The 24760-nt window shown below is 54.8% G+C and carries 21 protein-coding genes; 5 read left to right on the forward strand and 16 right to left on the reverse strand.

The window, feature by feature from the left end; genetic code table 11:
- Window positions 1-215: 215 nt before the first annotated feature.
- Both zntB and SIK69_RS19645 read right to left on the reverse strand, forming a co-directional pair.
- Window positions 216-1199 (reverse strand): zinc transporter ZntB, encoded by a 984-nt coding sequence (gene zntB, locus SIK69_RS19640; RefSeq protein WP_319630177.1) that lies wholly within the window; start codon window positions 1197-1199, stop codon window positions 216-218.
- Window positions 1200-1422: 223 nt separating this feature from the next.
- Window positions 1423-2487 (reverse strand): methyl-accepting chemotaxis protein, encoded by a 1065-nt coding sequence (locus tag SIK69_RS19645; RefSeq protein WP_374941379.1) that lies wholly within the window; start codon window positions 2485-2487, stop codon window positions 1423-1425.
- Between the two features lie 542 nt (window positions 2488-3029).
- Between SIK69_RS19645 and SIK69_RS19650 the strand changes: the two genes are divergently transcribed.
- Entirely contained in the window at window positions 3030-5147 is a 2118-nt protein-coding gene (locus SIK69_RS19650) for a putative bifunctional diguanylate cyclase/phosphodiesterase (protein ID WP_319630579.1), read from the forward strand.
- A gap of 27 nt (window positions 5148-5174) precedes the next feature.
- On the opposite strand, the gene SIK69_RS19655 is transcribed toward SIK69_RS19650, so the two are convergent.
- Both SIK69_RS19655 and SIK69_RS19660 read right to left on the reverse strand, forming a co-directional pair.
- The gene (locus SIK69_RS19655) at window positions 5175-5387 is read right to left on the reverse strand and encodes a hypothetical protein (RefSeq protein ID WP_319630175.1); all 213 of its coding nucleotides are present in this window, start codon (window positions 5385-5387) and stop codon (window positions 5175-5177) included.
- 79 nt (window positions 5388-5466) lie between these two features.
- Window positions 5467-6324, reverse strand: a complete 858-nt coding sequence (locus SIK69_RS19660; protein WP_319630174.1) for a LysR family transcriptional regulator — start codon at window positions 6322-6324, stop codon at window positions 5467-5469.
- 95 nt (window positions 6325-6419) lie between these two features.
- Here SIK69_RS19660 and SIK69_RS19665 point away from each other — a divergent pair, with 95 nt between their 5' ends.
- Complete coding sequence (locus SIK69_RS19665) at window positions 6420-6929, forward strand: phenolic acid decarboxylase (protein ID WP_319630578.1); 510 nt, start codon at window positions 6420-6422, stop codon at window positions 6927-6929.
- A 73-nt stretch (window positions 6930-7002) separates the two neighbouring features.
- On the opposite strand, the gene SIK69_RS19670 is transcribed toward SIK69_RS19665, so the two are convergent.
- The gene (locus SIK69_RS19670; protein WP_319786876.1) at window positions 7003-8619 is read right to left on the reverse strand and encodes a peptide ABC transporter substrate-binding protein; all 1617 of its coding nucleotides are present in this window, start codon (window positions 8617-8619) and stop codon (window positions 7003-7005) included.
- 198 nt (window positions 8620-8817) lie between these two features.
- On the opposite strand from SIK69_RS19670, the gene mpaA reads away from it, so the two are divergent.
- Window positions 8818-9555 carry a murein tripeptide amidase MpaA gene (gene mpaA, locus SIK69_RS19675; protein ID WP_319630172.1) on the forward strand — a complete coding sequence of 246 codons (738 nt, stop codon included), beginning with the start codon at window positions 8818-8820 and terminating at the stop codon, window positions 9553-9555.
- A 282-nt stretch (window positions 9556-9837) separates the two neighbouring features.
- On the opposite strand, the gene ycjG is transcribed toward mpaA, so the two are convergent.
- Window positions 9838-10803 carry an L-Ala-D/L-Glu epimerase gene (gene ycjG / locus SIK69_RS19680; RefSeq protein ID WP_319786877.1) on the reverse strand — a complete coding sequence of 322 codons (966 nt, stop codon included), beginning with the start codon at window positions 10801-10803 and terminating at the stop codon, window positions 9838-9840.
- Window positions 10804-10918: 115 nt separating this feature from the next.
- On the opposite strand from ycjG, the gene tpx reads away from it, so the two are divergent.
- Window positions 10919-11425: a thiol peroxidase gene (gene tpx / locus SIK69_RS19685; protein WP_319630170.1), complete on the forward strand. Its 507-nt coding sequence runs from the start codon at window positions 10919-10921 to the stop codon at window positions 11423-11425.
- A gap of 40 nt (window positions 11426-11465) precedes the next feature.
- On the opposite strand, the gene tyrR is transcribed toward tpx, so the two are convergent.
- The 3 genes from tyrR to SIK69_RS19700 all read right to left on the reverse strand — a co-directional run bounded on the left by tyrR (window position 11466) and on the right by SIK69_RS19700 (window position 15621).
- Window positions 11466-13007, reverse strand: coding sequence for a transcriptional regulator TyrR (tyrR, locus tag SIK69_RS19690; protein ID WP_319630169.1), 1542 nt, complete (start codon window positions 13005-13007; stop codon window positions 11466-11468).
- A 170-nt stretch (window positions 13008-13177) separates the two neighbouring features.
- The gene (locus tag SIK69_RS19695; RefSeq protein ID WP_319786878.1) at window positions 13178-14227 is read right to left on the reverse strand and encodes a TIGR01620 family protein; all 1050 of its coding nucleotides are present in this window, start codon (window positions 14225-14227) and stop codon (window positions 13178-13180) included.
- A complete protein-coding gene (locus SIK69_RS19700; protein WP_319630167.1) occupies window positions 14224-15621 on the reverse strand; it encodes a YcjX family GTP-binding protein in 1398 nt (465 codons plus the stop codon). The genes SIK69_RS19695 and SIK69_RS19700 overlap by 4 nt, the downstream gene beginning before the upstream one ends.
- Before the next feature lie 150 nt (window positions 15622-15771).
- Here SIK69_RS19700 and SIK69_RS19705 point away from each other — a divergent pair, with 150 nt between their 5' ends.
- Window positions 15772-16782 carry a LacI family DNA-binding transcriptional regulator gene (locus SIK69_RS19705; protein WP_319630166.1) on the forward strand — a complete coding sequence of 337 codons (1011 nt, stop codon included), beginning with the start codon at window positions 15772-15774 and terminating at the stop codon, window positions 16780-16782.
- A gap of 32 nt (window positions 16783-16814) precedes the next feature.
- Here SIK69_RS19705 and SIK69_RS19710 read toward each other — a convergent pair whose 3' ends face one another.
- The 7 genes from SIK69_RS19710 to ycjQ are packed head-to-tail and all read right to left on the reverse strand — an operon-like array spanning window position 16815 to window position 24755.
- Window positions 16815-17726 (reverse strand): OmpG family monomeric porin, encoded by a 912-nt coding sequence (locus SIK69_RS19710; RefSeq protein WP_319630165.1) that lies wholly within the window; start codon window positions 17724-17726, stop codon window positions 16815-16817.
- A gap of 60 nt (window positions 17727-17786) precedes the next feature.
- Window positions 17787-18872 (reverse strand): ABC transporter ATP-binding protein, encoded by a 1086-nt coding sequence (locus tag SIK69_RS19715; RefSeq protein ID WP_319630164.1) that lies wholly within the window; start codon window positions 18870-18872, stop codon window positions 17787-17789.
- Between the two features lie 4 nt (window positions 18873-18876).
- On the reverse strand, window positions 18877-19563 hold the full coding sequence (gene pgmB, locus SIK69_RS19720; RefSeq protein WP_319786879.1) for a beta-phosphoglucomutase: 687 nt from the start codon (window positions 19561-19563) through the stop codon (window positions 18877-18879).
- Window positions 19560-21833, reverse strand: a complete 2274-nt coding sequence (locus SIK69_RS19725; RefSeq protein ID WP_319787224.1) for a glycoside hydrolase family 65 protein — start codon at window positions 21831-21833, stop codon at window positions 19560-19562. Before SIK69_RS19725 ends, pgmB begins: the two co-directional genes overlap by 4 nt.
- Window positions 21827-22885 carry a D-glucoside 3-dehydrogenase gene (gene ycjS, locus SIK69_RS19730; RefSeq protein WP_319786880.1) on the reverse strand — a complete coding sequence of 353 codons (1059 nt, stop codon included), beginning with the start codon at window positions 22883-22885 and terminating at the stop codon, window positions 21827-21829. The genes SIK69_RS19725 and ycjS overlap by 7 nt, the downstream gene beginning before the upstream one ends.
- Window positions 22886-22895: 10 nt before the next feature.
- Window positions 22896-23684: a 3-dehydro-D-guloside 4-epimerase gene (gene ycjR / locus SIK69_RS19735; RefSeq protein WP_319786881.1), complete on the reverse strand. Its 789-nt coding sequence runs from the start codon at window positions 23682-23684 to the stop codon at window positions 22896-22898.
- Window positions 23685-23702: 18 nt separating this feature from the next.
- Window positions 23703-24755: a D-guloside 3-dehydrogenase gene (gene ycjQ, locus SIK69_RS19740; protein ID WP_319630160.1), complete on the reverse strand. Its 1053-nt coding sequence runs from the start codon at window positions 24753-24755 to the stop codon at window positions 23703-23705.
- Window positions 24756-24760: the final 5 nt, after the last annotated feature.

Raw genomic sequence — 24760 nt, forward strand, 5'->3', positions numbered from 1 at the left:
AAAAAAAGCCGACTTATCTAAGTCGGCGTCGTACGAATCAATTGTGCTATGCAGTAATTCAAAAAAGGAAGTAAGACAATATGGAGCGCAACGCCCATCGCTTGACGTTGCATTCACCTGCGAGAAAGATATTGCCCTGAATAGGTAGATTGTTTATTGACCTCGCTCAAATTTAGCGGCGTTTTTGGCCTGCCAGCAAGCATAAATCTGATTTTTTACAACCATTTACTGCGATGTAACCACCACGTAACACCCCCAATCAACACCACTAACCCAATACAGAACAGCGAGAAGCCAAACTGCCAGCCGCCACCGGGGATCCCGCCGAGGTTGACGCCGAACAACCCGGTCAGGAATGTACTGGGCAGAAACACCATCGCCATCAAAGACATGGTGTAAGTTCTGCGGGATAGCGATTCCTGCATCACTTGCGCAATCTCATCGGCCATGATGCCCGTTCGGGCGATACAGGCGTCAATCTCATCCAGCCCGCGACCGAGACGGTCGGCAATGTCCTGCATTCTGCGGCGATGATCGTCTGTCATCCACGGAAAACGCTCACTGGATAAGCGCGCATACACATCGCGCTGCGGAGACATATAACGGCGCATGACAATCAGCTGTTTGCGCAGCAGCGCCAGAAAACCGCGCGGGGGAATTTGCTGATCGAGCAGATTATCTTCAAGGTCGATAATTTTATCGTGCAGCTCTTCGATAAACTCGCTGGCGTGATCGGTCAGTGCATCACACACATCCACCAACCAGCCACCGCAATCCGTGGGGCCAGTGCCCTCTTCCAGATCTTTCACCACGTCGTCCAGCGCCAGCACTTTTCGCTGACGCGTTGAGATAATCAGGCGTTCATCCATGTACACACGCATGGCGACGAGCTGATCGGGCCGTTCATCGGTGCTACCGTTAATGCAGCGCAGCGTGATCAGCGTGCCTTCCCCGACCCGGGTCACGCGTGGGCGCAGACTGTCCCCTGCTAACGCATCGCGCACGCTGTTCGGCAGCAACGGCGTACTGGCCAGCCACTTTGCGCTTTCAGGCTGGGTATAGTTGAGATGTAACCAGCAGGGGTTGTCTTTATCGATAACCCTATCGTCATGCACCGGTATCACCCCGCCTTTACCGTCCAGCATCCAGGCAAATACGGCATCTGGTACGTTCACATCAGCTCCCCTAATGGCTTCCACAACGCCTCCATTAATCATTTGCTTATGCAATGAATTCTAGCCCCGTGAAACTAATACGCAAAACACTGCCTGGGCATCGCACTGAATTTATTCACGAAAGCAGAATTATCTGGCAGGAGGACTCGCAGCGCAATGTGCAAATCGTTAGCGGAGATGAAATGGCCGGGGCATAAATTAAAACGGGCCTGCATATGCAGACCCGCGGAATGACTTTCAGGTGATATTAAAATGAGTGCCAGTAGTTTTGGTCACCGCTGGCGGCGGCAACAGGGACTGGTTTTGAGGGTCCGGCAGGCGTGATTGCCGCCGGGGTTTCATTGCCAAGCCGGAAATTACGCGTCCGGGTCTGCAATTCCACCACCTGATGTTTTAATACATCCGACGAACCGGCCAGTTCTTCCACCACCGCAACGTTACTCTGGGTCACCTTTTCCAGTTCCGATAGCGCCAGGGTAATTTGTTCAATGCCTTTTTCCTGCTGCAACGTTGAGCAGGAAATTTGTTCCATCAGATTGCTCAGCAGGCCAGAACCAGACACTATCTCCTGCATGTTTTTCTCAGCCTCGGCTACAATGCTGGCCCCTTGGGTCACGTTATCGCTGGTGACGCTAATCAGGGTTTTGATACTTTTTGCTGCTTCCGCGCTGCGGTGCGCCAGATTACGAACTTCCCCTGCCACCACCGAGAAACCTTTCCCGTGATCGCCCGCCCGCGCCGCTTCCACCGCCGCGTTCAGCGCCAGGATATTAGTCTGGAATGCAATACCATCAATCATGCCGATGATTTCGGTCATTTGACGTGCGCAGTCGGTAATGGATTGCATATTAGTGGCCACATCCCCCATCAGTTCGCCGCCTCTGCGCGCACACAGTGTGGCATCGCCCGCACGGCCACTGGCAAGACGGGTATTTTCGGCATTGTTTTTGGTGCTGGCGGCAATCTCTTCCATGCTGGACGCCGTCTGCATCAGGGTGGCAGATTGTTGCTCGGTTTTCACCGATAACTCCGCGCTTCGGTTTGCCAGTTGCTCAGACAGCGTCATTGCGGTCTGCGACGACGTGCGAATTTCTGACACCAATGTCGAGATATTGCTCGATAAACTATTAATGCCCGGGATTAAACGCCCGGCACAGTTATTTCCAAATTCAGGGATATACACAGACAAATTCCCCGATGTCACCTCATCAATGCTTCTTTTCACTGCATTAATTGGCGTCACCAGATATTTGGTCATATAAAGCCATAATAATGATATTGCCACCAGCCAGCCGATATTAAACATCACCATTATCGCTACGCTGGCGGATAATAAAAGCGCTAAAACATCAATGATTAAGAAAGTTGCCAGTAAAAACATCAATATGAAGGTTCTGACACTAATATTTCTTAACATAATCAGACTCACAGAGATACTCGGAGGGGTTATATGTTTATAGCACCTGCCTTCGCTAATTCAATATGATTGCCGTGAGAAATTAATCTTCATGGTTAAAAATGGAGAGTTTGGCTTTAGCAAAGTATTTATCTATAAAAACCGTTTAATATAGGTGGAATACTCTAAAATAGACTGTATTCAGACCACAGGACGGGAGATTCTCACAGCGAAACCTTCACAAAGAGCACGAGATTTTATTGGCGCTACAGGTGAGTTGCAGTCACACTTAAATATCAGAGTATTTTTTGCACGCTGAGGTAACCGCTTTGAGAAAAAACGAGCGGTGTAAAATCAATCGAAGGAAATACCCCCTTTCTTCTGTTTTATTTCATGGCATCGCTTTGGAATTTGCTGTTACATTACTTTAACAACTTTGAAAATACGTGGATTGCATGATGCTGTACGTTTCGTGGGACCCGGTTCTGGTCGGCATTTCTTTTTTAGTTGCCTTTATTTCCTCATTTGTTGCGCTCGACAGTGCGGCGAAAATTGCCGCCTGCAATAAAAATGCCGCGCTTTTCTGGCGTTTCGCCGGAGGAGCCACCTTAGGTATTGGTATCTGGTCGATGCATTTTATTGGCATGCTGGCGATGAAAATGCCCATGATGATGCAATACGATTTTACCCTCACCACCATTTCACTGCTGGTAGCCATTGTTGCCGCCACGCTATCGATTAATATTGCCGTCAACGGCAATGTCTTATCACTGCTGCGCCTGTGCCTCGCCACCGCTATCCTCAGTAGCGGCGTGGTGACGATGCACTATGTCGGCATGGCGGCACTGATGATGGAAGACACTATTCGCTGGAGCTATGGGCTGGTGGTCCTGTCTGTCGTTATTGCGATCATTGCCTCCGGCGTAGGCCTGTGGCTGGCCTTCAGACTGCGGCTTAACAGCAAAGGCGTGCTGATAAATCGCATGATGGCCGCCGTAGCGATGGGTATTGCTATCGCCGCCATGCACTACACCGGCATGAGCGCGGCAGAATTTGAAGACAGCGGGCATTACATGAACGGCGGTGTGAGTGAACTCGGGCTATCCATCTGGGTCTCAGCGACGACGTTGGCAATCCTCGGGGTGATGCTGATTATTTCGATGATTGATTCGCAGCTGCGGACTCATCGCCTGACCGAAAACCTACAGCAGCTCAATCGGCAGCTGGAACAACAGGCACGATTTGATGGGCTGACAGGGCTGGCCAACCGCAGCCAGATTGATATGCGCCTCGAAGCCTGCCTGCAACAATCTCAGCTTACCCAAACGCCATTTGCGCTAATCTTCATGGATCTCGATCGTTTCAAGCTGGTGAACGATGCCTGGGGCCATCACGTCGGTGACCATCTGCTGGTTTCCGTCGCCAACCGTATCAGCGCCTGCCTGACACCGAAAATGACCCTCGCCCGACTGGGCGGCGATGAGTTTATTTTGCTGGTGCCGGACGCCGATCATGGCGACATCGAAGATTTAGCCACCCGCATGGTGGAGTGCATTCGTCGCCCATTTTATGAGGCCGGGCAAATGCTCCAGGTCTCGCTCAGCGCGGGCATCAGTCTGTTCCCGGAACACGGCAGAACGTTACAGGAACTAAAGCTTCGCGCCGATACAGCAATGTACAACATTAAGCAGCAAGGTCGTAACGGCTGGGCGATTTATCATCCTGAAATGGTTCATAAAGCTTGGGAAGGCGCAGAGTTTCTTCAGGATTTGACCCAGGCGCTGGAACGGGATCAGTTTGAGCTATGGTATCAGCCGAAGTATCACGCCAGGAGCAAGACCATTTTCGGGTTTGAAGCCCTGCTCCGTTGGCGTCATCCGGCGAAGGGCGTTTTGTTGCCCGAGGTCTTTCTTGCCACTCTGGAGAAAACGGGGCTGATGATTTCCGTCGGCTATTGGGTTATCGACCAGGCCTGTATGCAGCTGCGCCACTGGGGTGACCAGGGCCATACGGACTGGGGTCTGTCGATTAACCTTTCCGCTGCGCAATTTGAGCAGCACGACATTTACGACACCATTTGTGGCGCGCTGGCTCGCCACGCTGTACCGCCGTCGCGTCTGACCATTGAGCTGACGGAGAGTACCGCCCTGCGTAACCTCGATCGCAGCATCACTATCCTCAACGATTTTAATCGTATCGGCATCACCGTCTCTATCGACGATTTCGGCACCGGTTATTCGAACATGCTGACCCTGAAAAACTTGCCCGCCCGCGAACTGAAAATAGACAAAAGTTTTGTGCGTGATATCCGCGATAACAGTAAAAACGTCAAGATCGTGGCCACGATTATTGATATCGCCCATTCAATGAACATGAATGTGGTTGCGGAAGGGATTGAAACGCAGGACCAGCAGCAGCTGTTAACCAGTCTCGGCTGCGGCTACTTACAGGGTTTCCTGTTTGCCAAAGCGCTGCCCGCCAAGGAGATCCCGCAGCTTCTGGCGCAAATTGAGAGCAGTAAAAATAACAGCGTCACGACAGTGCTTGCCGCAGTACAAAAAAACCGCCTCACATAACGCAGGCGGTTTTATGCACAGGTGGCGTTAATGGTGCTTGTACTCACCAGAACTATGCTGAGGGCCAATGCGCCCCGCTTCCACCAGAATTTCCTCAATCAACTCCTCAAGGCACTCCTTCCCATGCTTATCGCAGACCAGATGTACTTGCCTGAATATCTCTTCTGCGTTCATACCATCGCAAAGCGCGGATTTAAGCATGATAGCGGCCCATCGTTTGGCTTCAGAATGCGTCAACATATCCCCTCCTGATACAGGATACTTCACTAAGCGTAGACGGCAGTCGCGCGTTTATCCACATCTCGAGAAGGGTTTTAGATTATTCCTTAAGCAGGTCCAAAAAATGATTCATCACCTCGTCGGGCGAGAGCTGTTCTTCTCGGATAATCAGGTGTAACGGTGTGGCCCGGCGTGCCCCGTGGCTCAGCGGTAAGGGCTTGAGAATGCCCTTCTCCAGCGGGGCCAGAATGTGCGCCTGCGGCAACCAGCCGTAGCCTACCCCGGAGGTCACCGCCTCAATAGCGGCATCTACGGTGGAAAACGTCCATGCATCGCCTGCGGGCAGCGACACATCCCGGCTGTCGGCAATCCTGACCAGCGGATACTGGTTCAGAATTTCCTCCGTCAACGATTCCGGGGTAGTAAACAGCGGATGATCGGCATGGGCGACGGCAATAAAATCAATGTTCATCAGCCATTCCCCGTGCCCATTCACATCCTGACGGCGGGTGACAATCATGATATCCGCCTCAGCAAACGCCTCCGCATCCGGCTGGGTACTCTCCAGCACCTCGGTGAGCTGCACCTGAATGCGTGGGTAGGTCTGCTGAAACTTACGCAGAATAGCGAACAGCCGCCCGCGCGGAAAAATACTGTCGACGACCAGACTCAAACGGCTACGCATGCCATCCTGCAAATCAGCGGCCCGCATTTCGACGTGTGAAAATGCGTTCAGTAACGGCCTGACGCGGCTCAGCAGCAGTTCACCCGCCGGGGTTAATACCGCCCGCCGCCCTTGTGGAATGAGCAACGTCACGCCGAGTCTCTCTTGCAACAGTGACAGGTTATAGCTGACCGAGGACTGGCTTCGGTGCAGTGCATCTGCCGCTTTGGCGAAGCTGCCCAAATCAATCACTTTCTCAAGGATTGCCCATTGTTCGAGAGTTGTCTTTTGCATGAATAATCTAATTATTGAATTAATTTCATCACAAAATAGCGTTATTCATCTAAATTTTAAAGAGCTAAGATAACTTCATCAAAACAAGGAGACACATTATGAGCACCTTCGACAAACATGATTTAAGCGGTTTTATCGGCAAACACCTGGTGTATACCTATGATAACGGCTGGAATTACGAGATTTACGTCAAAAACGGTACTACCCTCGATTACCGCATTCACAGCGGTCTGGTCGGCAATCGTTGGGTTAAAGATCAGCATGCATGGATTGTCCGCGTCGGTGAAAACACCTACAAAATCTCATGGACCGAACCGACCGGGACCGACGTCAGCCTGATTGTGAATCTCGGCGATAAACTGTTCCACGGCACTATCTTCTTCCCACGTTGGGTGATGAATAATCCAGAAAAAACGGTTTGTTTCCAGAACGATCATATTCCACTGATGGAATCCTATCGTGAGGCAGGCCCTGCCTATCCGACAGAAGTGATTGATGAGTTCGCCACCATCACTTTTGTCCGTGACTGTGGCCCGGATGACGACAGCGTCATCGCCTGCGCCGCCAGCGAATTACCGGCTGATTTTCCGCAGAATCTGCGTTAATAACAAACGTAAAGCAGTATTAGAAAGGCAGCTGGCGCGGAGAAAACCGCGCCAGCTGTTTTTACGATGGGGATTAATGCTTGATGATGTACATCGTGCGGCTATAGGCCACGTCTTCCGGGTTTTCGATAGGGTAACCCTTCAACCATGGCTTAATCAGCCGACCGTTGGTGTACTGATAAATCGGCGCAATCGGAGCCTGAGCAGCAATGATTTTTTCGGCTTCGTTATAGTCTGCATTACGGGCCTGTTCGGTAGATTCCAGCGTCGCCTGGTTGAGCACTTTATCATAAGCCGGATCGTTGAAGCGCGAGATGTTGCCGCTGTGCGCAGAGGTCAGCAGTGACAGGAAAGTCGACGGCTCGTTGTAATCTCCGACCCAGGAGGCGCGGATCACATCGAAATTACCGGTGTTTCGGCTGTCGATATAGGTTTTCCACTCCTGGTTCTGCAACTTCACATCCACGCCAAGATTTTTCTTCCACATTGACGCCACTGCAATCGCAATTTTCTGGTGGTTTTCTGAAGTGTTGTACAACAGGGTCAGCTTCAACGGACGGTTCGGGCCATAGCCTGCTGCCTGCAGCAGGGTCTTCGCCTGTGCATTAAGCTCTTCCTGACTCATCTTTTCTGCCGCTGACGGTTGTGGTTTGAAGCCCGCAGTCACGTCCGGGGTGAAACGCCAGGCCGGTTTCTCACCGGTGCCTAACACTTTTTCAGCCATGATGCGACGGTCAATCGTCATGCTCAGCGCCAGACGTACGCGGGAATCGGCGGTTGGCCCTTTCTGGGTGTTGAACGCATAGTAATAAGTGCCAAGCTGTGGCGGGGTATACACCTGGCCCGGAATGTCTTTCAGCAACTGCTGATACTGATTTTTTGGGAAAGATTCGGTGATATCAATGTCGCCCGCAAGATAACGTTTGGTGGCATTCGATTCCTGGTTGATTGGCACAAACGTCACCTGCTTGATGACCGTTTTCGCGTTATCCCAGTAATGGGCATTCGGCACCACCACCAGCTTTTCGTTGACCACACGCTCTTTCAGTACGTAGGCCCCGTTGCCTATCAGCTGACCAGGCCGTGTCCAGTTTGGCGAGCTGTCAACGTTGGCTTTTTGCACCGGATACAGCGAGAAGTTGGCGGTCAGGTTAACGAACCACGGCAGCGGTTTGTCGAGCTGAACGCGCAGGGTTTTGGCATCAATCGCCGTCACGCCGAGCTTATCTGTGGTCGCTTTACCATCAATAATATTTTGTGCGTTGGTAATACCTGCCAGCGCGGCAAACCAGGCAAATGGCGAGGTGGTTTTCGGGTCAACCAGACGCTGCCAGCTATAGACAAAATCCTGCGCGGTCACCGGCGAGCCGTCTGACCATTTCGCGTCATCACGCAGGGTAAAGGTCCAGGTACGGTTGTCATTGGTCTGCCATTTGGTCGCCACGCCAGGCACGATATTGCCTTTCGCGTCCTGATTGACCAGACCTTCGAACAGATCGCGGATCACCTGAATCTCGGGTAATCCCACTGCTTTCGCGGGATCCAGCGAGGCCGGTTCATCCTTGATGTGGCGAACCAGCGTCTGTTGTTGCGCCAGAACGGTTCCCTGCGGAACATCAGCCGCGAAAGAAAGAGAAGACACGCCACTCAGCGCCAGCGCAAAACAGATAGACGATACAGGAAACTTCATGGGATCCCCTTGATTCAAATGACCCAACCAACGTAGTCGGTAATTATTTGTTTCAGCAGGAAGAATTGCAAACGACTTGTGGCGAAATGTTGAAGGATATAGCGAAAAGGTTTCAGATACGGCCTAAAGGAAACTGTTTGATTATCGATAGTTTTTAAACAACACTGCCAGAAACAACACAATAAAGCAGGATCAAGCATGTCTTCCACCCGACCACGCCAACTGCGCGGCGCGTTTCCGCCGGGCACTCAACACTATGGCCGCTCCTTACTGGGTGCGCCGCTGATCTGGTTTCCCGCGCCAATAGCCGATCATAACAGCGGATTAATCATTGCGGGCACCCACGGCGATGAAAACTCATCGATCGTCACCCTCTCCTGTGCGCTGCGCACCCTCGCCTCCGACCTTCGCCGTCATCATGTGGTGCTGACGGTCAATCCGGACGGCTGCCAGTTAGGCCTGCGCGCTAACGCCAACGGCGTCGATCTCAATCGCAATTTCCCGGCGGCGAACTGGAAGGCCGGAGAAACGGTCTACCGTTGGAACAGCTCCGCCGAGAGCCGCGACGTGGTGCTGTTGACCGGCGAGAAACCGGGGTCAGAACCGGAAACCAATGCGCTGTGTCAGCTGATCCACAAAATTCATCCGGCCTGGGTGGTATCGTTCCACGACCCGTTGGCCTGTATTGAAGACCCGCAGCAAACCGCGCTCGGTAAATGGCTGGCGGACGCCTTCGAACTGCCGCTGGTGACCAGCGTCGGCTATGCCACGCCGGGCTCGTTTGGCAGCTGGTGTGCGGATATTGGTTTGCACTGTATCACCGCCGAGTTCCCGCCGATTTCCTCCGACGAGGCCAGCGAGAAATACCTGGCGGCGATGACCGCGCTCCTGCACTGGCATCCTGAATCTAAGGTGGCGTCTACGACGTCCAAATAGCGACAAAAAAACCCGCACGGCTCACGCAGTGCGGGTTTTTCTTCGCTGTGTTGGTGCTTTAGATGAGGCAAAAAACCGCTATTACTACAGCAACAACCACAACAATACCTACAGTATCAATCAGTTGCTTGATTAACACTTCTTGCGTTGCGACGCTATCGTCTTCCCAGTCAATCATCTTTTCTACACCTTCAAAGTCGTGACAGCCGTATGCTAAACGCGCAGCTCAAATGATGGATAATCGTTTTGTGCCTGATTTCGTTTAAAAATAAATGGTCACCCTCACAGGTATAGCGTACCGGCGTCAAAATGCAATGCGGGTTCGGCATCCACCGCCAGCCAGGTCGGACCATCCAGATCGGCAAAGCGCACCAGCGGCGTCAGCGGCAACACGGCGCTAATCGCGCGCGACGTACACAGCATACAGCCCAGCATCAGCCCGAACCCCTGCGCTTTCGCTTCCGCCGCCAGCGCCAGCGCCTCGGTTAAGCCCCCGGCTTTGTCGAGTTTGATGTTGACCATCTCGTAGAGACCGCTCAGTCGGGCGAGGCTTTCACGCGAGTGACAGCTTTCATCGGCGCAAATCGGCAGTGGATGGATAAAGTTCGCCAACGCCCCATCCTCAGCAGCCGGTAACGGCTGTTCGAGCATCGCCACGCTAAGGTCCGCCAATAGCTGACAGCGTGCCGCCAGCCCATCGCTGTGCCAGGCCTCATTGGCATCGACAATCAGCGTCGCCTCGGGCACCGCGGCACGAATGGCGAACATTCTTTCGCTGATCAGATGGTCGTCCAGTTTCACCTTCAGCAGGCGCGCGCCTTTATCCCACAGGGCTTTTGCGCTGTTCGCCATCTGGTCCGGGGTGCCAATCACCACGGTTTGCGCCGTCGTTACGCTCGAGGCCAATTCGCTGCCCACCAACTGCGCCAGTGAGCGACCCGTCTGACGCATTTGCAAATCCCACAGCGCGCAGTCCACCGCATTACGCGCAGCCCCAGCCGGAAGCCGTTGTTGCAGCGCCTCACGCGTCAGGCCTGACTCAAGCTGTTCGCCAATGCTGACAATCTCCGCCATCACCGAAGCAATGCTTTCGCCATAGCGGGGATACGGCGTGCATTCCCCCACGCCTTTGACGCCATTTTCTTCAATTTCGACCACCACCACTTTCGCCTCGCTGCGGCTCCCGCGCGAGATGACGAACGGCGTGTGCAGCGGCCAGGCTTCTTCGTACACTCTCAAACTTCTCATTCCCTGCACCTCGATTGATCAGCGCGATTTACCCGCACTAAAAGGATTTGCCGTGTTAACAGTGGATGTCATACACTAGCGGCGACGTTAACTATATGTAAACAGGAAGATAATCATGTCACAAACTGTGCATTTCCAGGGCAACCCCGTTTCCGTTCAGGGCTCCATTCCGCAGGCGGGCACCAAAGCACCAGCATTCACACTGGTTGCCAAGGATCTCTCCGACGTCGCACTCAGCCAGTTCGCTGGTAAACGTAAAGTGCTTAACATTTTCCCGAGCATTGATACCGGCGTGTGCGCCGCATCCGTGCGTAAATTCAACCAGTTGGCAACCGAACTGAACAACACCGTGGTGCTGTGCATTTCTGCTGACCTGCCGTTCGCCCAGTCTCGCTTCTGCGGTGCAGAAGGCCTGAGCAACGTGGTTACCCTGTCCACCCTGCGTGCGCCAGAATTCCTGCAGCAGTATGGAGTAGGTATCGCAGAAGGCGCGCTGAAAGGCCTGTCTGCTCGCGCTGTCATCGTTCTGGATGAAAATGACAACGTGGTACTGAGCGAACTGGTGAACGAAATCACCAACGAGCCAGATTACACGGCCGCGCTGAACGCGCTGAAAGCCTGATAAAAAAATGCCGCCTTCATCGCTGAAGGCGGCATCTCACTTACTCTTCGCTTTTCTTCTGACTTAATCCATATTCCCGCAGCTTATTCGCAATCGCCGTGTGCGAAACCCCCAGCCGTTTGGCGAGCTTACGCGTGCTCGGATAACTACGATAAAGTTGGGTCAGCACCGACCGTTCAAAGCGGCTGGTGATATCATCCAGCGAGCCTTCCATCGCATCTTCACCCACGGCCACCGTGGTGGTGTCGTAATCCGGCAACAGAATGTCCTGCGGACGCAGCTCATAACCGTCAAGCTGTGTCAGGGCGCGATAGACGGCGTTTTTCAGCTGACGCACGTTGCCGGGCCAGCCGTAACGGGTCAGGACAGTGTTCAGGTCCGCCGCCAGTTTAGGGCGGGCAATGCCCTGCTCATCGGCAAAACGGGCAACGAACAGCTCGGTCAGCGGCATGATGTCCTGCGGACGGTCGCGCAGCGGCGGCAGATTCAGGGTCAGCACGTTGAGACGATAGTAGAGATCTTCGCGGAACAGTCCTTTTTGCACCAGCTCAACCAGGTTCTTCTGGGTGGCGCAAATCACACGCACGTCAACATGGATCTCATGATCTTCCCCGACGCGACGGAAGGTGCCGTCATTCAGGAAGCGCAGCAGTTTGACCTGCATCCCCGGTGACATTTCACCAATTTCGTCCAGCAGCACCGAACCACCGTTCGCCTGCTCGAAGAAGCCTTTTTTGCCTTCCGGCGCGTGGCCGAACAACTCGCTTTCTACCGCATCTTCCGGGATCGACGCACAGTTCAGCGCCAGATACGGCTTCTGCGCGCGCGGGCTGGCAAGATGACAGGCGTTGGCCAGCAAATCTTTCCCGGTGCCCGTATCGCCGACAATCAGCAGCGGCGCACTCAGCAGCGCCAGTTTGCGCGCCTGTTCAACCACATGACGCATTTTCGGGCTGGCGGCGATTATCTGGCTGAACGCGCTGACATCCTGACTGGTCATGGTTTGCAGCTGGCGGCCCATGCGTAACGTTGAACGCAACATCACCACCGCGCCCATCAGCACGCGGGTCGCATTTTCGCCTTCGAGCGTGACGGGCGTGATTTCGAGCAGGAAATTTTGCCCGTTGATAACAACATGTTCGGCGTGGGACTCCACCGGAGAACCGTCCAGCCAGCGCTGGAAGTTAAAGCCGTTAATCAGCTGGGCGGCGTTGTGATTGCGCAGTTTATCCTGAGACTGACCGAACAACTGGCAGCTCGCCGGGTTGGCCAGCTCCACTTTGCTTTTGGTGTCCAGCGACAGCACCGGTTCTGGCATTGCTTCCAGCAGCGCACTCAGCGCCAGATGTTCACGTTCGGACGGCATCCACGGCACGGTGCGCACGTCGGTCACACCGGCGATACGGCGGATTTCCGCCATCAGCGTGCGGAAACTGTCAAATTCCAGTTCCGCAAAATTCAGGTAAATTCGGCCAATGGGGTCAATGTCGATCCCGCGCAGGTCAATGCCACGCAGCACCAGGAGATCGAGCAATTCACGGGTCAGACCAAGGCGGTCCTCACAAAAAACTTCAAGACGCATGGGAAGTATCACCCTCATAGCCAATAACGAATGGATGATAAGCCACTTCTCGGCCTGCGGGAAGATAGCTGTCAACAATTATTGACAGTATGGCGGAAAATCAGGCGGCTTGCCGTAAACTCGCTGGATTAACGCACAAAGCGACAAGGGAAATTGGGTACAGCCTTCCGTTAAGAAGGCCGTTTATTGATGGTCTCTTTCAGTTGCCCAATCAGCTCGCGGCGGAAATCGCCAAGCTTCGGTTTGTCGTTATCAATCCACGGCAGCGGGCGACACACTTCCATCGCTTTTATGCCCAGACGGGCGGTCAGCAATCCCGCACCAATCCCCTGCGCGGCACGGGCCGACAGACGCGCGGCTAAATCCTGCGACATCCAGTCCATTCCCACTTCGCGTACCAACTCGCTGGCCCCGGCGAAAGCGATATTCAGCAGCACCAGACGGAACAGGCGCAAGCGGCTGTAGTAGCCTAGTTCAATGCCGTACAGCGTGGCGATACGGTTGATTAAGCGCAGGTTGCGCCAGGCGATAAACGCCATGTCCACCAGCGCCAATGGGCTGACGGCAATCATTAAGGTCGATTCGGCAGCGGAACGGCTTATCTCACGCCGCGCCTGCGCGTCCAGCACCGGCTGAACCAGATGGGCGTATAGCGTGACCACTTCCCGGTCATTCTGGGTTTCATGAATAGCCGCATACCAGCGCTGGAGTGCCGGGTGGGACTGGTCGATACCGGCCTGCGCCGCGAGCTGTTCACAGAACGCCCGCCCTTTGCCGGTGCCGTGGCTGTGCAGGAGATCGCGTGCTTCATCGCGCTCCTCCGCCCGCTGGCGCAAGCGCCATAATCGCCGCCATTCCGTCGCCACTGATCCCACGCCCGCCCCGACGATCAACGCCCCGGCGGCACAACCGCCGAGCGCCACCCAGTCCTGGGTTTGCCAGGCGTGCATCGTCCACTGTACGCCCTGGGCCACCACGCTAACGCCAAAAATCGCCAGCCCGGCGGTCACCATCCGTCGCCACAGGCTGCGTTTCGGGCGCAGCGCCGCTTCAACGACGGCTTCAGCCTGCCCGTCGCCTTCCAGGCCGTCATCCACCACCGCCGGCGCAAAGCTCTCAGCCTGGCTCTGTTCAAAAGTTTGCGCGCCACGCAGATGTTCCATTTTGTCCGCTTCCAGCGGCCCGGCGAAATCGATACGCGGTTTTAACGGTTCGCTCATCGCAATTTATCTCCAATCAAAAACTCCAGCGCCGCATCCAGACGGATATGCGGCAGCGGTTTGTCGACGTCCATCGCCTGCGGGCGGAAGGCTTCAAACTGAAAGCCCTGCTTTTCCCAGAACGCCTGGCCCGGTAAACGCGCCGGAACCTCGCCGGGATAGACGGTCAGCGGTTCGCCATCGCTCAGACGGTTGCCGCGTAACGCAGGGATTTTCTCACCGTTAACGTCAATCAGCCCGCTTTGCGTCGCCTGCACCGACGCCAGCCCCAGACAGTCCATGCTGATGCCTTCAAAGGCCGCATTTTGCCATGCGTCCTGAATTAACTGCTGCAGCAGCGAAACCATATTGGCATGCTGATCGACGGTGACGTGATCGGCTTTGGTGGCGGCGAACAGCAGTTTGTCGATAACCGGCGAGAACAGGCGGCGAAACAGGGTCCGCTGCCCGTAATGGAAACTTTGCATCAGCTGGGTCAGCGCCAGGCGCATATCGTTGAACGCCTGCGGCCCGCTGTTCAACGGTTGCAGGCAGTCGACCAGCACAATTTGGCGGTCGAAGCGCAGGAAGTGATTTTTATAGAAGCCTTTAACCACATGTTCGCAGTAGTAGTCAAAACGCGCGCGTAACATGCCAGCGTTGGTGTGTTTGTCCGCCTGTGCCAGCCGAGCCTCGCCCACCGCATCGACATCCGGCCACGGGAAGAACTGGAGTGCAGGCGCACCCGCCATCTCACCCGGCAGCACGAAGCGCCCTGGTTGAATAAAGTGCAGCCCTTCCTGTTTGCAGAGGTGCAGGTATTCGGTCCACGCCTGACTGATTTCCGCCAGACGGTTTTCATCTGCCGGGGCCAGCGGATCAAGTCCCTCGCACAATTGACGCCAGCGCGTCGACCATTCGGCACGTTGCCCGGTCAGGAGTCCAGTCATCTGTCGCGACCAGCTCAGGTAGTCCTGCGCCAGCATCGGCAAATCCAGCAGCCATTCGCCCGGATAATCGACGATTTCCAGATACAGCGTGGAGGTGTCTTTGAAATGGCGCAGTAAGGAATCATTGGAGCGGAAACGCAGCGCCAGGCGGATTTCACTCACCCCGCGCGTCGGCGTCGGCCACGTCGGCGGCGTGCCGTACAGCTGCGCCAGGCCTTCATCGTAGGTAAAACGCGGGATGCCGTAATCACGCTGCGGCACCCGTTTGACACCGAGCAGGCGCTCTTCACGTACCGCGCTCAGCAGCGGCAAACGCGCACCTGCGTGCAGGTTCAGCAGTTGATTAACCATCGCGGTAATAAACGCTGTTTTCCCGCTGCGGCTAAGCCCGGTCACCGCCAGGCGCAGATGTCTGTCTACGCCGCGGTTGACCAGTGCATTGAATTCGCTTTTGAGTCGCTTCATCGCCATCCCGTTTTTCCGTATCTCACCTGTCCTTCAGGATACATGACATGAGGTCCGTTAAGAGAATTATCAACCGCACTTCGCTGTATTTCAGGCTTTTTCTCCAGTAAGATGCAGCAGATTGACTCTACGATGGAGCTCGACAGGTGTATGTCACCGACCATATATGATATTGCCAGGGTTGCTGGTGTTTCAAAATCTACCGTCTCGCGCGTACTGAATAATCAAACCAATATTTCGCCCGAGGCGCTGGAAAAAGTGCAGAAAGCGATTAAGGATCTTAATTATCAGCCGAATAAGCTTGCCCGGGCGTTAACGTCCTCCGGCTTTGATGCCATTATGGTCATTTCCACGCGTTCAACCAAAACCACGGCCGGTAATCCTTTCTTCGCTGAAGTGCTGCATGCCATTACATCTCGTGCCGAGGAAGAAGGTTTTGATGTGATATTACAGACCTCGCGCAGTACGGAAGATGACTTGCTTAAATGCGAGAGCAAAATACGGCAAAAGATGATCAAAGGGATCATTATGCTGAGCTCGCCAGCCGATGAATCCTTTTTCACGCGGATCGATGATTATCAAATTCCGGTGGTGGTGATTGGTAAAGTTGAAGGGGATTATCAAAACGTCTATTCCGTCGATACCGATAATTATCAGGACAGCATTTCCCTGACCAACGCCCTGATTTCTCGCGGGCATAATAATATCGCCTGCCTGCATGCCCCGCTGGATTATCACGTTTCCGTTGATCGCCTGGCGGGATATAAAGAGAGCCTCAACCAGCACCACATTCCAGTGCGCGAAGAGTGGGTAATCGACAGCGGTTATACCCATGAAACCGCGCTGGTGGCGGCGAAGAAACTGCTTGCCATGGAGCCGCGTCCGGATGCCGTTTTCGCTACCGACAGCATGAAGCTGGTGAGCCTGTATCGTGCGGCATATGAATCCGATATTCAGATCCCACAGCAGCTGGCGGTGGTCGGATACAGCAATGAAACGCTGTCGTTTATTTTATCTCCGGCACCGGGCGGAATTGATGTGCCGACCTACGAACTGGGGATCAAAAGCTGCGATCGGCTTTTCCAGTGTATATCCGGTAAACCCGGCCCACGGCGGGTGATTGTTTCCACCCGCGTGTCACTGACCGATTCCCTGGCATAAAAGCCGGAGGTTTGCCTCCGGCTTTATTGGCGTCAGAATGCGTAATTAATACCCACGCCAGCGTAATGGAAGCGGTCGTCGTCGCCCTCATCGTGGTGTTCCCACTCGTAGGCGTACTCAAGCGAAACGGAAATACCGTTATCGAAATCGTGGGCGTATTGTAAACCCAGACGGTTGAAGTCATGGCCTTCCCGGGTCGGATCGTCTTGCCAGTCCCAGTTTGTCCACCTGTCGAGACCGAGCCGGGTATACGGGGTTAGCGTGGTCGAACCGAATGAAACAGGCAGATAGATGCGTATTTCCTGGGTAGAAAACTCCCCGTTATCACGGCTCTTATCAAGATTAAAACCGCGCTCCAGATAATAATTGGTCTGGAGCGATACCGACTCCGACAGCTTCCAGGTAAACCCGGTTTCGGTTTCAACCCGGCTATCGGCGTAACCGGTTTGCTCGAGGTCATTCACAAACTGATAGGCCGCCAGCCAGCCGTTAAAATGCACGTCATCCGTCAGGCGTAAATTCCAGTCCGGCTGGAATTTATAACGCTGCATGTTAGCGGTTCCCGCCTCTTTATTATGTTCATCTTTAAAATGATAACCATAATTACGAATACCGCCGGTCAGGCCAAGCGTGAAATCGTCGCTATCCAGTACCTGATAACGAATTTCCAGTTCAGGCCGATTAAAATAGGTTCCCCGTGTGCCGGAACTGTAATCGACCGGACCTTCCTGGTACATTGCGAGCGATATCTTCCACGGCCCCGTAGAGGCATTAAACCACACTGACGGCTCGTATAAGCCGTCCATATCATCGGCTTGCCCTTCAATATTTTCGCTTTCATACATCGCGCCAATATTAAATTTCCAGCCGTCGTTATTTTCTGCATAAGCTGTGAGAGTACATGCACCCAATAGCAGTGCTGCACACCGAGGTAGTGTGTTCATAATTTTCACCCTAAGTTAAGAATGGGAGGAATGATTTCCTCCCTGGTTTGTTATTTTCTTTTATCCGTGAATAGCGAACTCACTTTCAATATCAAAGAAATGACTTTTCGCCATATCGAATGACAGCGCTATCGTATCGCCAGCAGAATAATCACAGGTAGACGGGGCGCGAACGACCAGCTCATGACCGCCGATGGTGATATACAACATAAATTCCGCTCCGGTTAATTCCGCCACGCTAATGCGCGCCGCGACCGGCAAGTTCGATTCGGGGCTGGTTAAGAGATCTTCCGGACGAATACCTAACACAATCGCTTTGCGCTGGTATCCCGCGGCGTTGAGCACTGCCATCTTGTCTGCCGGGATCGGCAACCTCAGGGTTTCGGTGACAAAATCGCTGCCGTCGATGGCCCCCCGAATAAAATTCATTGCCGGTGAGCCAATAAATCCAGCAACAAACATATTTGCCGGTTGGTTATAGACCTGCTTCGGCGCCCCCACCTGCTGGACGATCCCGTCTTTCATGATAACGATCCGCGTCGCCATGGTCATGGCTTCGGTTTGATCATGAGTTACGTAAATCATGGTGGTATTGAGCTTCTGATGCAGTTTGCAGATTTCAGCCCGCATCTGCACACGCAGCTTGGCATCGAGGTTAGACAGCGGCTCATCCATCAAAAACACCCCCGCCTCGCGCACAATTGCCCGCCCGAGTGCCACGCGCTGACGCTGACCGCCGGAGAGTGCGCCCGGTTTACGTGTCAGATACTCCCGTAACCCCAAAATCTGTGCCGCCCAACTGACGCGTTCTTCAATGACTTCCGGCGCAATCTTTTGCATCTTCAGGCCAAAGGCCATGTTGTCGTATACCGTCATGTGCGGATACAGCGCATAGTTCTGGAACACCATCGCGATATTGCGCGATTTCGCCGGAACGTCGTTCATCCGCAGGCCATCGATCATTAACTCGCCGTGGCTTATTGCTTCTAGTCCGGCAATCATTCTCAGGGTGGTAGATTTCCCACAGCCTGACGGCCCGACCAGCACGATGAACTCTTTGTCTTCAATCTCGAGATTGAAATCTTTCACCACGTGGACGTGGTTGTCATAAATTTTCTGAATATGTTGCAGTGATAGTTGAGCCATAGGTTTATTCCTTTGCAGGTGCAGAGGCCGAATGAAGGCGTTGCCAGTACGCATCCAACCGATGCCAGTTCAGTTCTCGTGTGGACGGTAATAACAGCCCCGCCCCCGTCAAATCGTCGCCAATCCCGACCGCTGCCATACCGCAGGCGTTAATTGCCTGGATTCCCGCCTGCGCATCCTCAATACCGATAGCGTGCTGCGCGGTCACACCCAATCCGCGGCAGGCCAGTAGGAAGATTTCCGGATCGGGTTTGGAATGCTTGATACGCGAGGCGTCGGCGCAGTAGTCAAACAGAGGGGTAATCCCGAGCGCATTCAAAATGATCGGCGCGTTAAGCGACACCGACGCCAGCCCGATACGTATTCCGCGAGCTCGAAGATCGTGCAGCAGGTCGGTGATACCCGGCAGAATCGACGCAGGCGTGAGCGACGAAAGAGTAGCCACATAACGATTGTTTTTCCGGGCACACAACGCCTCGCATTCGGCCTGCGAAAAGTGCGCCGCTTTGCCACCGTGTTGCAAAATGCGTTGCAACGACGCCATCCGACTGATGCCCTTGAGCTGTTCGTTGAACACCGGGTCGATAGTGATCCCGATTTCCTGCGCCACATCGCGCCAGGCGATGAAATGCAGATGCGCCGTGTCGGTCACCACCCCATCGAGATCGAATATGACGGCTTCCAGTTTCATTCTGCGCCCTCCCTGGTAGCGGTCCCAATTTCAGCGTTAAAAAAATCCGCTCTGGAATAACGCTGTTGTCCCTGCACAACGATCTCAGTTCCCCACAGCCACAATCGAACGTCTGCCGCACTGTGCAGAGTCACGGCCTCCGGGGTGATGTCCAGCGTCAGACTCACTCCGTGCCAGCAAATCGGTACGCACAGTCGCTGCCACTCCACTGGTAACGCCGGGGCCAGATGCAGTTCACCGTTACAGATGCTCAACCCGGCAAAACCTTCTACCGCGCCCAGCCAGATAGCGCCCGTGGCCGCGGCATGAATGCCATCGTCGCTGCTGTGCGGCTCGTCACCCAGATCAATCAACGTCCCGTCGCGCCATTGGCGATACCCGTCCGCCAACTGCCCACAGCGGGCGCTGACAATGCCGTGAATCGCTTTACTGAGCGAGGAGTCGTGGATCGTGCGCGGTTCGTAGTACGCCAGATTCGCCAGGCAGGCTGCGGTTGAAAAACGTTCCGGCAGCATGTAGTTGAGCATCACCACGTCAGCCTGCTTGAGGATCTGCATTTCGTTGACTTCAGCCCGCGAATAGTCGAGGAGGATCGTCTGTTTTCCGGCTTTCGCTTTGTATTTTGCGAGGTCGATAGTCGGCTTACCCATGAACGTATCGTCCTGCGCCAATACCCCCTGTGCATCAGGTTCAGGCAGCCACAAACGTTGTAGGAAATCGTCGGCTCTGGCGGCGAATCCGGGCTGGAGTTCGCCGAACTGCGGCACGAAATACAGCGCCTGCGCCACGTTGTGCCATGCCATATAGTTAGTAAAGGCGTTGTTGTTAACGTGCTCGGTGTATTCATCCGGGCCGATAACGTCGTGCAATTCCAGCCTTCCGTTGACCTCCACCGCGCGACTTATCCAGAACGTTGCGGTTTCCGTCAGCAGGCTGACGCCTTCGCTGCGCATGAACGCCTCGTCATGGGTGGCGTGCCAGTAGTTCACCACCGCCCAGGCGATATCCGCCACCAGATGATGTTCGGCCTGCGCGGAGGCGATTTTCTGCCGCAGTCCGGTGCGAATGTTAATGGCGGCAAATTCCGGTGTTTCTTCTTCACCGCTGCGCGCACTTTCCCACGGGAACAGCGCCCCATGCCAGCCGTTACGCCGGGCTTTTGCCCGTGCGCCGGGCAAATTCAGATAGCGGTAACGCAGCAACGATCGCGCGGTCGAGGGCGCGGTCAGCAGATGATAAGGCAGCAAAAAGACTTCGGTATCCCAGAACACATGCCCTTTATAGCCTTCGCCGGTCAGCCCCTTCGCCGCGATACTGGTGCGTTCGTCGTGCCGCGGGGTCATGGCGGCCAGGTGATAATGGGCAAAATCAAGCGCGACCTGATCGGCCTGGTTTATAGATTCAACCACCACCCGACGCGCCTGCCAGCCTTTGTGCCACTCCGCCCGCGAAGCATTGCGCAGTGCGTCGTAGCCCATCGCAGCGCTGGTCTGCAAGTCATTCAGACAACGGCGGCTAAAGCTTTCCAGCGATAAGATTTCGCGGCTACGCTGCACTATCCAGTTGATTTTCTCCAGCGTGACACTGTCACCCGCCTTCAGTTGCAGCGTGCTGTTTTGCATGAGGCGGCGGTTCTTGGCTGTAAAACAGATCTCCGCCTGCTGGCTCACCTGAATGCTGCTAGTGATCACCACTTCTGCATCGCCAGACTGTGTCGCCCATGCGCCCTGAAGCACCTGCTGACCGAAAACCCGCAGGGACAGCTCATCCAGATGCTGACGACCACTATTGGTCTGGGTACCATCAATGCCGGTGGAAAAAGCCAGGCTCACATCTTCGTCCAGCGCGGTGACGGTAAATTGCATCGCCAACAGCGGGAGCTGCGCCATTGAGCTAAAACGACGGCTGGTAATGCGCACCCGTGCACCCGACGCTGAACGCCAGATCAGTTCCCGGCGCAGTTCTCCGTCGCTGAAATCCAGTTCGCGCTGCCAGCTTTCGGTCTCCCCGCTCAACAGCGTAAACGGTGCGCCATTCACCTCAAGCTGGATCCCCACCACGTCCGGCAGATTAATCAGTTCATTGGTTTCACCCCGTCCGGCGCAGTGATACAACCCGGCAAGATACAGGCCGCGCACCTGCTGGGTGTAATCTTCTTCATGCGTCGCCCGCACGCCCATATAGCCGTTCGCGCAGGTCATTAACGAGGCGTATTTATTCAGGGTGTGCGGGCTGAAAGCCGGATCGTTCAGGGTAGTGATGTTCAGCATATCTTCACCCATTCGCCCTTCTCCGCTGATTCATACAGCGCCGCGACCAGCTGTTGAACAACAAAGCCCTGGTCTGCGTCAGCGATAGTGACCGCCTCGCCTAGCACGTGGCGCACAAACGCATCCATGCTACGAAAATGGCGATTATCGTCGGCCTGCTCACGCTGGATAATTGAATTGAGTTCGCCGTTCACGTCGTTGTAGACATGCGCCGGGAACAACGTGGCCCCGGCTTTATCTCCGCAAAAGGTCACATTCAAGCGTGACGTTTCGGCGATGTTCAGCACAAATGAAGTCTCGAGTCGTAGCAGGCTCCCGTTTTGAAACTCAATGGTGCCAAACAGCGCATCTTCTACGGTGTACTGGGTCGGGTCCCACTCACCAAACTGACCGCTGCTTTTCACCGTACCGAGCTTCTGGAAGCTGTGCGCCATCACGCGGCGCGCCGGCGGAAACCCCAGCACATACATCGCGGCATCCAGCATGTGAATGCCGATGTCGATCAATGGCCCGCCGCCCTGCATCGCTTTATTGGTAAACACGCCCCAGCCCGGGACGCCGCTGCGGCGTAAAGCGGTGGCGGTGGTGAGATAGACCTCGCCCAACACACCACTCTGCACCTGCTCACGCAACAGCTGGGCGTCAAGGGAGAAGCGATGGTGGAAATCATAGGCCAGCACTTTGCCCTGCTTATGGGCCAGGGCGCGCATCTGGTCGGCCTGCTGCGGGGTCATTGCTGGCGGCTTCTCGCACATCACGTGACAGCCGGCTTCCAGAGCGGCTAACACGTGCTCAAAATGAAAGCGGTTCGGCGAGCAGACGCTGACGATATCCGGCTGCGCTGCCTGCAACATCAGGCGTACGTCGTCATAGCAAGCCGTAATCTCGAACTTCGTCGCAAACGCCTGCGCCTGCTCCAGGCGGCTGTCACAGACAGCCACCATCTGGAGGTCATTTCGCGTGGCATAGTATGAAGCATGGACTTTGTCCGCCACCTGCCCCGCGCCGATGATGGCGACGCGTAACGGGGCGACAGCTGTAGCATTGTTCACGCGATACCTCTCAGCACTCACGCAGATAAACGAGGGAATCCTGGTACGCTTTCGCCGGATCGTCGGCGCGTACCCGGCATTCGTACACCACATAGCCCGGATATTGGTCTTCGCGCAGTTGATCAAACAACGCGGCGAAATTCAGGCTCCCGCTGCCTGGCTGATACCGGTGGTTATCCGCGATATGCACATGGCCGAGCAAATCACGATGGGCGTGTAGCGCCCCCGCAATATCATCCTCTTCGATGTTCATGTGATAGAAATCGCCGATGATCTGCGTATTTTTCAGCTGATTTTCGGTGATATAGCGACGGGCATCCGCCAGGGTGTTGATCATGTGATCCTGATAGCGATTCAGCGGTTCCAGCAGCACGGTAGTCCCGGTGCGAGCCGCGACGTCATCAAGGAAACGCAGTGAGTCGCTGACCGCCTTGCGATCGCCGTCGAGGCTGCGTGGCGAGGTCATCGGCGGCAGGCGGAACGTAAACATCCCCCATGCAGCAGGTACTACAATGCCTTTACCCCCAACGTCCGCCAGCGCTTCGAGAATGCGGGCGATTTGTTGTAACCCGTTGAGACGGCGCTCTTCGATAAAATCCCCAATCCAGCCGTCATAGCCGCCGCAGGCGGTGGTCACTGGCAGGCCGGTTTCTTTAATGGCTGCTTTCACCTCGTCCAGATTGTTCACTAACAAACGACCGTCGATTTCGTAGCCGTCAAAGCCCATCGCTTTGATGTAACGGAATTTCTCCAGAATATTTTCCGGGAAGAAAGCCTGATTCTGCGTTGCAATTTTCATTATTTGCTCTCCTTGCGCTTAAAAAGTGACGCCCATTTTGATGCTCAGTTCAGGCTGTTTATCGACAAACTTCATGTAACTTTCCGGGCTTTCGCTGAACGGCACCACCGGATCAATCAGGTCGTCGCAGTTCAGATAACCGTTCATCAGCAGTTGCCAGCAGGTTTCCTCGATACGCTTCCGACTCCAGCGCGGATAGTCCGGGTTCGGCTCGCTGCACGCACGGGAGAAGACGATTTTGGCATTGTTGAAATGCGCTTCCCGTCCGAGGTTGAAGCCCTCGGCAAACGGTTTGGCAAACGCGACGTATGAAATCGTGCCACCGTAAGCCAGGCCGCGCAGCGCGGATTGCAGCGCGTCCGCATAGCCGCTGGTTTCGATAATCACATCTGCGCCCTGCTTGCCGGTCAGCTTTTTGATTTCCAGGCCGACGTCGGTGCCGATCGGGTTCAGACAGGCATCGGCCCCGTGGCGACGGGCTATCTCGCAGCGATGAGCAATCGGATCGACACCCATCACGACGGATGCGCCCGCTTTCTTCGCCAGCTGTACTGCAATCTGACCAATCGCCCCCAGGCCAATCACTACCACAAAGTCGCCGACGCGTACGTTGGCATCGCGTACGCCGCTCATCGCGAACTGCGCCGGGTCATAGCAGACGGCGTTTTTCCACGACGCGCCCTCAGGCATTTTGCGCAGTTTGTAGTTATCAACTGCGTTAACAATGACGGTTTCAGCCAGCGGGCCGTAACAGCAGACGCTGTCGCCTTCGCGGTAGTCCGTGACATCTGCGCCACACTGGATGATGTCGCCCACCACCATGTTGCCGAGCTGGAATGTGCCAAACTCAATGCCTCGTGGCGCGTTTGCATCACGGGCGGTAAACAGCTGCCACTCTGCGTCGAACTGTTCGTCAATAAACGGGCTGGCCGCGCGGAAATCAACCACTTCGGTGCCGTGTTTCGGCGCGCCGTAACGCACACGAATTTTCACTTCATTTGCCGCCACCGGCGCGTCCTGATATTCCACCAGAGCCGCGACACGCGGGGCTGTTGCTACTAATTTTTTCATTACAG

The organism is Scandinavium lactucae, from assembly GCF_033843265.1.
Taxonomy (GTDB): domain Bacteria; phylum Pseudomonadota; class Gammaproteobacteria; order Enterobacterales; family Enterobacteriaceae; genus Scandinavium; species Scandinavium lactucae.